The organism is Sporacetigenium sp. TC11, from assembly GCF_058146105.1.
The window spans coordinates 67,879-80,628 of sequence record NZ_JBYVNY010000011.1 but is presented as its reverse complement, the minus strand read 5'-3'; the positions used below and the strand labels follow the sequence as shown (position 1 = coordinate 80,628).

The 12,750-nt window shown below is 28.7% G+C and carries 12 protein-coding genes; 9 read left to right on the top strand and 3 right to left on the bottom strand.

Going from position 1 to position 12,750, the window contains the following annotated elements:
- Positions 1-2: 2 nt before the first annotated feature.
- The 3 genes from rseP to ACUSRV_RS14155 all read left to right on the top strand — a co-directional run bounded on the left by rseP (position 3) and on the right by ACUSRV_RS14155 (position 2,778).
- Positions 3-1,010 (top strand): RIP metalloprotease RseP, encoded by a 1,008-nt coding sequence (gene rseP / locus ACUSRV_RS14165; protein ID WP_490142616.1) that lies wholly within the window; start codon positions 3-5, stop codon positions 1,008-1,010.
- 12 nt (positions 1,011-1,022) lie between these two features.
- Positions 1,023-2,072, top strand: coding sequence for a flavodoxin-dependent (E)-4-hydroxy-3-methylbut-2-enyl-diphosphate synthase (gene ispG / locus ACUSRV_RS14160; protein WP_490142615.1), 1,050 nt, complete (start codon positions 1,023-1,025; stop codon positions 2,070-2,072).
- Between the two features lie 79 nt (positions 2,073-2,151).
- A complete protein-coding gene (locus ACUSRV_RS14155) occupies positions 2,152-2,778 on the top strand; it encodes a hypothetical protein (protein WP_490142614.1) in 627 nt (208 codons plus the stop codon).
- A 29-nt stretch (positions 2,779-2,807) separates the two neighbouring features.
- Here ACUSRV_RS14155 and ACUSRV_RS14150 read toward each other — a convergent pair whose 3' ends face one another.
- Complete coding sequence (locus ACUSRV_RS14150) at positions 2,808-2,993, bottom strand: hypothetical protein (RefSeq protein WP_490142613.1); 186 nt, start codon at positions 2,991-2,993, stop codon at positions 2,808-2,810.
- Positions 2,994-3,195: 202 nt separating this feature from the next.
- Between ACUSRV_RS14150 and ACUSRV_RS14145 the strand changes: the two genes are divergently transcribed.
- Positions 3,196-3,426 (top strand): glutaredoxin domain-containing protein, encoded by a 231-nt coding sequence (locus ACUSRV_RS14145; RefSeq protein ID WP_490142612.1) that lies wholly within the window; start codon positions 3,196-3,198, stop codon positions 3,424-3,426.
- Positions 3,427-3,528: 102 nt separating this feature from the next.
- Positions 3,529-4,002, top strand: coding sequence for a M50 family metallopeptidase (locus ACUSRV_RS14140; RefSeq protein ID WP_490142611.1), 474 nt, complete (start codon positions 3,529-3,531; stop codon positions 4,000-4,002).
- Between the two features lie 35 nt (positions 4,003-4,037).
- On the opposite strand, the gene ACUSRV_RS14135 is transcribed toward ACUSRV_RS14140, so the two are convergent.
- Positions 4,038-4,712: a hypothetical protein gene (locus ACUSRV_RS14135; RefSeq protein ID WP_490142610.1), complete on the bottom strand. Its 675-nt coding sequence runs from the start codon at positions 4,710-4,712 to the stop codon at positions 4,038-4,040.
- Between the two features lie 171 nt (positions 4,713-4,883).
- Between ACUSRV_RS14135 and ACUSRV_RS14130 the strand changes: the two genes are divergently transcribed.
- Complete coding sequence (locus ACUSRV_RS14130) at positions 4,884-5,720, top strand: DUF2971 domain-containing protein (protein ID WP_490142609.1); 837 nt, start codon at positions 4,884-4,886, stop codon at positions 5,718-5,720.
- A 122-nt stretch (positions 5,721-5,842) separates the two neighbouring features.
- Here ACUSRV_RS14130 and ACUSRV_RS14125 read toward each other — a convergent pair whose 3' ends face one another.
- Positions 5,843-6,568 (bottom strand): CPBP family intramembrane glutamic endopeptidase, encoded by a 726-nt coding sequence (locus ACUSRV_RS14125; RefSeq protein WP_490142608.1) that lies wholly within the window; start codon positions 6,566-6,568, stop codon positions 5,843-5,845.
- Between the two features lie 170 nt (positions 6,569-6,738).
- On the opposite strand from ACUSRV_RS14125, the gene ACUSRV_RS14120 reads away from it, so the two are divergent.
- The 3 genes from ACUSRV_RS14120 (at position 6,739) to nusA (ending at position 12,749) form a co-directional block, all read left to right on the top strand.
- Positions 6,739-11,046, top strand: a complete 4,308-nt coding sequence (locus ACUSRV_RS14120) for a PolC-type DNA polymerase III (protein WP_490142607.1) — start codon at positions 6,739-6,741, stop codon at positions 11,044-11,046.
- A gap of 166 nt (positions 11,047-11,212) precedes the next feature.
- The gene (rimP, locus tag ACUSRV_RS14115; protein WP_490142606.1) at positions 11,213-11,674 is read left to right on the top strand and encodes a ribosome maturation factor RimP; all 462 of its coding nucleotides are present in this window, start codon (positions 11,213-11,215) and stop codon (positions 11,672-11,674) included.
- Between the two features lie 31 nt (positions 11,675-11,705).
- Positions 11,706-12,749: a transcription termination factor NusA gene (nusA, locus tag ACUSRV_RS14110; protein WP_490142605.1), complete on the top strand. Its 1,044-nt coding sequence runs from the start codon at positions 11,706-11,708 to the stop codon at positions 12,747-12,749.
- Position 12,750: the final 1 nt, after the last annotated feature.

The window sequence follows — 12,750 nt, the reverse complement described above, 5'->3', positions numbered from 1 at the left end:
GTATGACTATTATAGTAGCATTATTAGTATTTGGCTTTATAGTTTTGGTACATGAGTTTGGACATTTTATAGTTGCTAAACATCATGGAGTTAGAGTGCATGAATTTGCTATAGGAATGGGGCCTAAACTGTTTAGTATCAAAAGAGAAACAGAATACTCTATAAGAGTACTTCCATTTGGAGGATTTATAAGAATGGAAGGAGAAGATGAAGAATCTAGCGACCCTAAAAGCTTTAACAAAAAAAGTATAGGACAAAGGGCAAGTATAATATTTGCTGGTCCATTTATGAATTTAATATTAGCTATTTTAGTATTTATCCCTATATTTATATATGTAGGAAGTCCAAGTACAACAATAGCTAAAGTTGAGAATGGAAGTCCTGCTCAGCAAGCTGGTATATTAGTTGGAGATACTATAACAGAAATAAATGGGAAAGAAATCAAAAATTGGAATCAAATAACAAGTACTATAGATGCATCCAAGGGAAAGACCTTAGATATAAAAGTTGAAAGAAACGATAATGTAGAAAATATTAAAGTTACTCCTAAAAATGAAAAAGGAGATTTTAAATTAGGTATAGGCACTAAACTTGAAAAAAATATAGGTGGAGCATTTGTAAATTCAATTAAGACAACAATAAATATATTAGGTCAAATGATTACACTTTTAGTACAATTAGTTACAGGAAATCTTCCAAGTGGTGCTGCAGAAAGTATATCAGGTCCAGTTGGAATAATAAGTGTTGTTGGAGATGCTACAAGATCAGGTTTCATGGATGTATTATCTTTAACGGCTTTAATAAGTTTAAACTTAGCTTTAATGAACTTGCTTCCAATACCTGCTTTAGATGGTGGAAGACTATTATTCTTAGCTGTAGAAGCTATAAGAGGTGGCAAAAAACTAAATCAAGAAAGAGAAGGAATGATAAATTTCTTAGGATTTGCAGCTCTTATGGCATTAATGTTATTTGTTACTTATAGAGATATAATAAAACTTTTTAATAAATAGAAGGTGATTTTAGTGTACGAAAGAAAAAAAACTAAAGTTGTTACTGTAGGAGACATAAAAATAGGTGGAGACAATCCAATAACGGTTCAATCTATGACTACAACTGATACAAGAGATGTAGATTCTACAGTAGCACAAATAAAAGGGCTAGAAGAAGTTGGATGCGATATAGTAAGAGTTGCTGTTCCCGATATGGAAGCTGCACAAAGACTTGGAGATATAAAAAAACAAATAAAAATACCTCTTATATGTGACATACATTTTGATTATAGATTGGCTCTTGAATCTATAAAACAAGGTGTAGATGGAGTAAGAATAAATCCAGGTAATATAGGAGATATAGATAGAGTTAAAATGGTAGTTGAAAAGTGTAGAGAAAGAAACCTTAAAATAAGAATAGGTGTAAATGGTGGCTCTCTAGAAAAAGAGTTACTTGAAAAGTATGGTAATACGCCACAGGCTATAGTTGAAAGTGCTCTAAATCATGTAAAAATACTTGAAGATTTAAATTTTGAAAATACTGTTATATCATTAAAATCTTCAGATGTATTTAAAACCCTAGAAGCCTATGAATTGATATCTAAAAAAGTTGATTATCCTTTACATGTAGGTATAACTGAATCTGGAAGTGTAAAAAGAGGAACAATAAAATCCTCTATAGGAATAGGTGCTCTACTTATGAAGGGAATAGGAGACACTATAAGGGTATCTTTAACTGGAGATCCTAGGGAAGAAATATTTGTAGGCAAAGAAATACTTAGAAGCTTAGATTTATTAAATGATAGAATAAAAATAGTATCTTGCCCTACTTGTGGAAGATGCAATATAAATTTAATAAATATTGTAAATGAAGTAGAACAAAAAATAGGTAAAATGGATAAAAATCTTACAGTAGCTATAATGGGATGTGCGGTAAATGGTCCTGGAGAAGCTAGAGAAGCAGACATAGGTATAGCAGGTGGAACGGGAGAAGGTCTTTTATTTAAAAAAGGTGAAATAGTGAAAAAAATAAAAGGCGACAAATTAGTAGAGCGATTAATAGAAGAAATAGAAAAGTTCTAGGTTAAAAACCTAGGACTTTTTTAATTACAAGGAAATTTGGATATAATACATAATAATATAACAACTTAGGAGGTGTAATATGAAATTTAAAAGATTCATATTAGCGTTAATACTAATATCAATATTAAGTATAGTTGGATGTGAAAATAAACAAAAAAGTGACAATCAAGCAAATAATACTAAAATAGAACAAACTGTTAAATCTTTTTTATCACAGATAAAAGCGGGACAGTATGAAGATGCATTAAAAGACTATATAAAAGAAGATACAACACAAGTAATAAAAGAATACGAAAGAAATATTCCAAAGGGGCTTGAGCCTATACTAAAAGCGCAGACATCGAAATTAGAGTATGAAATAATATCTAGTAAAGTAGAAGATAAAATTGCTACTGTTACCACAAAAATAAAGTCCCCTGATATGGAATCTGTATTAAATCAATCAATATTAGAGATTGGGGGTATAATGCTAAATGGTGAATCAATAGATAAAAATGCAAGTGAAATAGCAAATGTAGTAATACCAAAGATAAATGATCCTAGTATTAAGAAATATGAAAATGTAGTAGATATAATGTTAACTTACGATGAACAAGATAAAAATTGGTATGTAAATAACGATAAGAAAATGTTAAAAGAAATTGCAAATAGTGTATTTGGAAATATAGAAGCAGTAATACAAAAGCTTGAAAAATTTTCACAATAAAATAAAGTTCTAGAAATTAATCTAGAACTTTATTCATTTAAAGCTTCTATTAATTTATTTACAGAGTTTACATCACCTAGATATGTAGATTTTCTAATCCTAGGAAATAAATTACTAAATACTAAGTTTAAAGCTACTGCACTTACCCCTAAAGTAAAAATGAATGAGAATACTACTCCTAAAACAATTAAAAAGAAAGTATCAAAAAATAGCATATCAATCTCCTTTGATTTATTGTATAACTCTATATTATTTAGATTTTAATTTTATGTCAAAGGGGAAAATATGTTAATTAAACTATAGATATAATTAAAAGATTTTGTTTTAAGTTTGTTTTGAATAGGAGAATATAGGTATATATTTAATATTAAGCATATCAACAAGGATAAAATAAGACAGAGTAGGAGGGGTATAAATATGAATAAAGTAGAGATATATACAAGTAATACTTGTAAATATTGTAATATGGCAAAGGACTTCTTAAACAAAAATAATATAGATTATATCGAGCATAATATATCAAAAAACCCTCAAGCCATGAAGACGTTGATAAAGATGGGACATATGTCAGTACCATTAATAATTGTAGGCAATGAAATAATAATAGGTTTTGACAAAGATAAAATAGAAAAGTTAATAAATAACTAAAAGCCATGCTGAAAAGACCAGTGTGGCTTTTGATTTTTATCATAAATTAAACAATAAATACATAAATAATAGTATAGTACTAAATAGTAAGGAGGAATTGTATTGGATCTTATTTTATTTATTCCATTAGGAGTTTTAATAATACAACTTGCAACTTTTTTTCATGAACTAGGCCATGCAATCCCTGCTGTTTTATTTAGTAATGATAAAGTAAAAATGGTATTAGGTAATAAAAGAACAAATAAAAGCTTAAAAATAAATAAGTTATCAATAAATATAAGGAGTTTTGAACCTTTTACAGGGTTTGTTTGTTATAATGCTAAAAATATAAAAAATGCACAAATTATGATAATTTGTATAGGAGGGCCTATAACATCTTTATTAATTGGAATTATATCTTTTATTTTAAGCAACTTAATATTAAATAAAATGGGTAGTGAATTATTAATTTTCTCATCAATTTATAATGTATTTTTATTTTTAATAAGTATCATTCCTATAACATATCCAAATTGGATTGGAAAATTAGGGGGTCACCTAAGTGATGGTTATAAAGCTATGAGAGTAAATAAATAAATACATTAAAAAGGATTTAGTAAAAACTAAATCCCCTACAATCCTTGAAGTAATTTTTTGAATTTTATAGTAGTTTCTAGATTATTATCGTTAATAATTGTAGCTAAGTCACCGTAATTATAAGTGGCAAGAGCATACTCTTTCATTTTATAAAATAATTTTTCTTCATGATTATTTTTAAATTCTATTATTTGTTTGCCTATATCCCAAGCTTTTGTTTCTCGCTCTATTAAATTTCTTTTTAGTTGAATAATTATATTATCGACTTCAATAGGGAGTTCAGTCTTAAACTCAGTTTCATTTTGTATATCTATATTGTGATGTATTATTTTGTCTGTAAGTTTTGCTAGTAAACTAGTATGTTCTTTCCTATTTTGAGGGAGGCTTTCATCAAGTATATGCCCTATTTCATGGGATAATACACATCTAGCAACGAAAATCATTGTATCTTTAACTAAAGGCAATATTGTTCCCCTCATATGCATAAAGGCATAAAAGTTGTAATAAAATGTTATAAATCCCCTCTTAGAACTTACTATCAAATTAAATCTTGGAAGGGTGGCTACTGGTACATATCTTTTTTTTGAATAATATAATCTTATCTTTTTGTTTATGTTAAATTCTTTCATAATTTCTTTAAAAAATTTCTTTTCTCCTAATTCTTCTAAATCTCTGAGCATTTTTCTTATTACAACTTTGTCATAGCTCATATATACACCGCCTTACTTGTTGGCTAAAATACTGTCTATATATACTATGACGTACAATGTAAATTAGAAAGTTGTACTAATATTCATAAGTCACAATAAAATAAATATATTAAAATTGGAAACAATATATTAGAAAATATAAATTATTTTATTTAATGAAGGTGAGTATATATGGATAAAAGGGATGAAGAGTTAAGTTTATATAAATATATGTCATTTCCTCAATTTATTTCTATGATAGAATTTGAGCAACTATATTTAACAAAAATATCTTTGTGGGAAGATACATATGAAGGATATGACGGAGTAAAAAGGTTAGAAGTGTTATTAGGTTCTATATTAAATGACACAATGAAAAATCCAATAAAACAAATCGCAAACTTAGTGTTAAATTCAACTTATGCCCAATCATGGACTTACAAATCTCAAGAATCAGATGCACTATGGAAGGAATATAGTGAAGACGGTCTTGGCGTTAGAATAAAAATGGAAAGATCTTATATAGAAAAAAGAATTAAGGAGACTTTGAAGATTAATGGATATAAAGAAGATTTATTAAGCCATTATTATGTTGAATATACAAATGAATTTGAAGAAGATGATGAGAGAGAAAGCTCTAGTATAAAAAATGGAGAAAAATATATAGGCAAGAAAAAGAGGAAGGCATTTGAACATGAAAAAGAATATAGATTTTCTTTTTATATACCAGTAGAACTTAATAAACATATAAAAAAATACCAAAGAGAAAATAAAGAAATAGAAAATGACGAAGCTTTATTATATGAAATAAAAAAGCTTTATGAATTAATAAAAGATATACAAGGAGAAAGCGATACACTTGAATACGATATAGACTTAAGTAGTTTAGGTGAAGTTTTATTAGACCCTAGAGCTCCGAAGTGGCATAAAGACACATTTATAAAGTACTGTGAAAACAGGAATTTTAAAAATTTAGGTATAAATTATGGACAATCTAAATTATTAGAAAAGCCAGATTTATTAGCATAAAAAGAATTCGCGACTTTCATGTCACGAATTTTTTTTGTTAATGAAAATTATAATTTCCTACTGATAAACTTGAGCAACAGACCTGGTTTTTGAGGTTGTTGGCGACATGAGTGAAACGAATTTTATAGATATGATGCAAATACTATAAATAAAAATCCCATATAATTAGTTAACATATGAGCTAAAATTGAAGATGCTAGTTTATTTGTCTTATCATATACATAAGCTAACATAAGGCCTGAAACCATATATGAAGGTAAGTTATAAATTTCATTAAAATTATGCAAAAATATAAAGCTAATTGATATATGTAAAAATCCAAATATAAATGAAGATACTATATATGCCATAGGTTTATTTATTTGCGACAATGGCTTAAACATAGCAAATCTAAATACAATCTCTTCTACAATAGGAGCAAATATCACTGTACAAAAAAACATAAAAATAGGATATTCTGATATAACCATAACTAATGTCTTCTGATTTAGAGAACTTTGAATACTATCTGGGCCTACTATATAAAAAATTATTAATCCTGAAGCCATTCTCAAAAATATTGTTCCCAAAAATCCAATTAATGCGTATTTATAAACCTCAGTGAATAATATAAACTCTTTTAATAAACTTCTTATATGATTTTTTAATATTATAAAGAAAATTGATATACAAATAATATCAGATACTGCATTTATGTAAAATACTTTTTGAATTGGAGAATTAAATTCTATAAAGTGTTTCATCAAGTTTGGAATTATGGTATTTGATAATAAAAAATAAGTTAATATTATAAATATAATTTCTGAAAATGTAGGAATTGAAGCGATATGTTTTATTGCCACTCTCATTATATACACCCCTTTGAAAGAAAATTTATATATAATATGAAAATTGGGTTGTATATGAAACTTGTACTTTAAGTTAAAATTAGATGTCAAATTTTTTGCCTAAAATAGTAAGTTCTATAATGTATACAATGTATGATATAATACCTTATGCCGAGGAAGGTGGTGTAAGTTTGGAAAACATTAAAGATTATCTAGAAAAACTTGAATTATTCAATACTACATTTCAAAAACAATTTAAGGATATAAATATACAAAAAATAGTTTATTTTAAAGAAGATAGATTGCTGCACATGTACTTATGTTCTAAAACTATAGTTCAGTATGAAACTTTAAACCAATTAAGACAAGGACTTAAGGAAAAATTAAATTATTTTGAAGATATAAAAATAAAAATGAGATATACAAATTTAGATAAATACGCACCTAAGGATATAATCAAGCAATATTGGAGCAATATTTTATTCGTATTAAGATATTTATCACCTTCTATATCTTGTGTGGCAAAGGATATAGAATTTTTATGCATAGAAAACAATCTTAAAATAAAAATTCCAGATGAAATGTTTTATAAAAGACTTATGGGCCAAAATGCTATTCATTCATTAAGAACTATAATAAATGAAGAACTAGGCCTTGATTTAAATATATCATTTGAAATTGCTGTTAACAAAAAAGTTGATATTAAGGTTTTAATGGATAAAAGCGATGCTATGACACAAAGTATATTAGAATCAAAATTTGCTGATGTTGATTCTAATATTATCGTTGATGAATCTTTACCAAGAGTTATTATGGATGACAATAAAGATGATTCAAATAATGATATTATATACGGAAAAGATCTAAACTTTCCTATTGAAAAAATAGAAAAATTAAATTCTGATTCAGGCACTGTTTGTATAGTCGGAGAAGTATTTGAAGTAGAAGCTAAAGAGTTAAAAAATGGTAAAGTATTACTAATTGCATCGGTTACAGACTACACAAGTTCTATAAACTGTAAGTTGTTTTTAAACGATAGAAACAGAGATCATGTGCTTTCTCAAGTTACAAAGGGAAGTTATCTTAAAATAAAAGGTGATATCTTACACGATAATTATTCTAAAGAACTTACTATGACAATTAGTGGTATTAAAAAAGAAATAAAAATAGAAAAGATAGATAATTGTGATGAAAAGAGAGTAGAACTCCATGCACATACTCAAATGTCATCGATGGACGCTATATGTTCTGCAAAAAAACTTGTGGAAAGAGCAGCGAAATGGGGACATAAGGCTGTAGCTATAACAGACCATGGAACAGTACAAGCATTTCCAGAAGCAATGGATGCAGGTAAAAAATTTGGAATTAAGATATTATATGGAGTTGAAGGATATTTTGCAGATGATGAGGCTTCTATAGTAAAAAATGCAAATAACTTGCCGTTGTCTCAAACATTTGTAGTATTTGATATAGAAACTACTGGATTTTCCAATAAAAATGATAAAATAACTGAAATAGGTGCAGTTAAAATAGAAAATTTTAAGGTTATAGATAGATTTAGTGAGCTTATAAATCCAGAAATAGATATACCATATAAAATCCAAGAATTAACTGGTATAACAAATGATTTAGTTAAAGACAAACCTAATATAGAAGAAGTTTTACCTAAGTTTATGGAATTTGTGGGAGAATCTACTTTAGTTGCTCATAATTCAGATTTTGATACAGGTTTTATAAGGGAAAAATGTGCTCATAATGGCATTGATTACAAAAATGAAGCAGTGGATACCTTATCTCTTGCAAGAATACTGCTTCCAAAATTAAAGAGACATAGATTAAACAATATAGCTAAGGAACTTGGAATACCCCTATTAAATCATCATAGAGCAGTAGATGATGCAGAAGCTACTGCAAAAATATTTGTTAAGTTCTTAGAAATGCTTCAAAAGCAAGGCGCAATTAACTTAAGCGATATAAATACAATATATGAAGACATAGATTATACAAAAATAAACACAAAACACATAACTATTATAGCTAAAAACTATACGGGACTTAAAAATTTATACAAAGTAATATCAAATGCCCATATAAAACATTTTTATAGAAATCCAAGGATACTAAAAAGCGTATTAAAAGAACATAGAGAAGGACTTATAGTTGGTTCTGCATGTGAAGCAGGAGAAATTTTTGAGGCAGTTACAAGAAATGTATCACAAGATGAACTAGAAAAAATAGTTGATTTTTATGATTATATTGAAATAATGCCAATAGATAACAATAGATTTATGATTGAAAAAGGTGAAGTAAAAGACGAAGAAGAATTAAAAGATATAAATAAAAAACTTGTAGAAGTTGCTAAAAAATATGGAAAGCTAGTTGTTGCAACTGGAGATGTGCATTATTTAGATCCACATGATGATATATATAGAAAAATATTAAAACACGGTCAGGGATTTAACGTTAAAGACGAAGAAGGAAGACTTTATTTTAGAACTACAGATGAGATGTTAAAAGAATTTAGCTATTTAGGTGAAGAATTAGCGAGAGAAGTAGTTATAACTAATCCAAATAAAATAGCTGATATGGTAGAAGTCATGAAGCCTATACCAGATGAAACTTATGCACCAATTATAGAAGGATCTGATGAAGAATTAAGAAATATGTGTTATGAAAAAGCAAAGAGAATATATGGAGAGCCACTACCTGATGTTGTTCAAAAAAGATTAGATAGAGAGTTAAATTCTATTATAAGTAACGGATATGCCGTAATGTATATAATAGCCCAAAAACTTGTTACAAAATCTTTAAGGGATGGATACTTAGTTGGGTCTAGAGGATCTGTTGGATCTTCTGTTGCAGCTACAATGAGTGATATAACAGAGGTTAATCCTCTTCCTGCACACTATGTTTGTCCTAATGAAGAATGTAAATACTCGTATTTTTATGAAGTTGGAGAATGGGGCTCAGGAGCAGATTTACCTGATAAGGATTGTCCACAGTGTGGAACAGAACTTATAAAAGATGGACACGATATACCATTTGAAGTTTTCTTAGGATTTGAAGGCGATAAAGAGCCTGATATAGACTTAAACTTTGCTGGAGAATATCAATCTGTTGCTCATAAATATACAGAAGAACTATTTGGTGAAGGCTATGTTTTTAGAGCTGGTACTATAGGTACTATTGCTGACAAAACTGCATATGGTTATGCTAAAAAGTATGTTGAAGAAAATAATATAGTAACTACTTCTGCTGAAGTTTTAAGGTTAGCAAGTGGATGCACAGGTATAAAAAGAACTTCAGGACAACATCCAGGAGGGGTTATGGTTTGTCCTCATTACAAAGATATATATGACTTTACTCCTATACAATATCCTGCTAATGATTCATCTTCTGGAGTTATAACTACTCACTTTGACTACCATTCTATAAGTGGTAGAATATTAAAACTTGATATATTAGGCCACGACGTTCCCTCAATAATAAGAATGTTAGAGGATATAACAGGAATAGATGCTACTAAAATAGCATTAGATGATAAAGAAACAATGTCTATATTTACATCAACGAAAGCTTTAGGAGTTACATCAGATGAAATAAATTCTCCTATAGGAAGTTTAGGAATACCTGAATTTGGTACGAAGTTTGTTAGACAGATGCTTATAGATACACAACCTACGACATTTGCAGAATTAGTCCGTATATCGGGACTTTCACATGGTACAGATGTTTGGTTAAATAATGCTCAAGATTTAGTTAGAGAAGGTATCGTTGGACTTAAAGATGTTATATCTACACGTGATGATATAATGAACTACCTTATATTCAAAGGACTTCCACCAAAAATGTCCTTCAAGATAATGGAAAATGTAAGAAAGGGTAAAGGATTAACTGGTGAACATATTGAAGAGATGAAAAAAAATGATGTTCCAGATTGGTATATTAACTCTTGCCAAACGATAAAATACATGTTCCCTAAGGCCCATGCAGTTGCCTACGTTATGATGTCTTTTAGAATAGCTTACTTTAAAGTTCATTATCCAGCTGCATTTTATGCAACATATTTTACTACAAAGGCTGAGGATTTTGATGCAGACCTTGTAGTAAAGGGAATGGGACCTATAAAGAAAAAGATAAATGAGATAGAACAACTAGGGAATGACGCTACTGCAAAAGATAAAAATATGCTTACGGTATTAGAAGTTGTAGTTGAAATGTTTGCAAGAAAAATAGAAGTAATGCCTGTTGATTTATATAACTCTGATGCTAAAAAATTCAAGGTTGTAGAAGGTAAGCTACTTCCACCTCTTATTGCACTACAAGGAGTTGGAGAAAATGCAGCTATAAATATAGTTAGAGAAAGAGAAAAAGGAGAATTTTTATCTAAAGAGGATTTAAGAAGTAAAACTAAGGTATCAAAAACTGTTGTGGAAACATTATCAAACCACGGTGCATTAGAGAATATGTCTGAGTCAAATCAACTGTCTTTAATATAGTTAAAATAACTATATTTACTGTATGAAGTTGTATTTTCAAACAAAATATGGTATAGTGGTATAGAAAGCAGTAAAATTTGCAAAAAATAAGAGTGGGAATATGCATTCTCACTCTTTGTTTTTGTATTTTTTACTTCGGATTACAACTGAATAGGAGGCGTTTTTTATGAAAAAAGGAATAGAACAAGTTGTTGAGGAATTAACTCTACCTATTATAGAAAAACACAACTTTGAGTTAGTTGATGTTGAGTATGTAAAAGAAGGAGGAGATTACTTTTTAAGGGTGTATATAGATAAAGAGGGCGGAATAACTTTAGACGATTGTCACTCAGTAAGCACGGATTTAAGTACGCTACTAGATGAAAAAGATCCAATAAAAGATAATTATTATTTAGAAGTTTCATCACCTGGTCTTGATAGACCGCTTAAAAAGGCAAAAGATTTTGAAAGATATATAGGAAGAGATGTTGAAGTTAAACTTTATAAGCCTATAGAAGGTCAAAAACAATTTGAAGGAGAATTACTTGGATTGTTTGACGAGGATATTATAAAGATAATATATAATGGCAGTGAAATGTCTTTTAATAAAAAAGAAGTAGCTATAATAAGACTTGCAATTAAATTTTAGCAATTTAAAAACTAAATAGGAGGGGCTTAAGATGATGAATGAATTCATAGAAGCTTTAGACGAACTAGAAAAAGACAGAGGAATAGATAAAGACATATTAATAGATACAATAGAACAAGCTTTACTTACAGCTTATAAGAAGAATTTCGGTTCTGCTCAAAATGTTAGGGTAGAAATAGATAGAGAAAAAGGTAACGTTAAAGTATTCTCTCAAAGAGTAGTTATGGATGAATCGGAAATGTACGATAACTTCTTAGAGATATCAATAGATGAGGCTAGACAAATAAGTCCAAATTATGAACTAGGAGATATTATAGAATCTGAAGTTACTCCAAGAGACTTTGGAAGAATAGCAGCACAAACAGCTAAACAAGTAGTTGTTCAAAGAATAAGAGAAGCTGAAAGAGAAATAGTTTATAATGAATTTATAGATAAAGAAAATGAAATAGTTACAGGAGAAGTTGCTAGAGTAAATAAAGGTATAGTATATGTTAACTTAGGAAGAATAGAAGCTATAATGACTCAAGCTGAACAAATTCCAGGGGAACACTATAAAGCCGGACAAATGATAAAAGTATATATATTAGAAGTTAAAAAGACTAATAAAGGACCTCAAATAGGAGTTTCTAGAAGTCATCCAGGGTTAGTAAAAAGATTATTTGAACTTGAAGTTCCAGAAATATACGATGGAATAGTTCAAGTGAAGAGTATAGCAAGAGAAGCAGGATCTAGAACTAAGATGGCAGTTAAATCTGTTGACCCTAATGTAGATCCAATAGGAGCATGTGTTGGTCAAAAAGGTTCAAGAGTTAAGAATATAGTAGATGAACTTGGAGATGAAAAGATAGATATAATAAAATATAGCGATAATCCAGCTGAATATATATCTGCATCACTTAGCCCATCTAAGGTTATAAATGTTGACGTAGATGAAGATAATAAAAGTGCAAAAGTTGTTGTACCTGATTTCCAATTATCACTTGCTATAGGTAAAGAAGGTCAAAATGCTAGACTTGCAGCTAAGTTAACTAACTGGAAAATAGACATAAAAAGTGAAAGTCAAGTTACAAAATAAT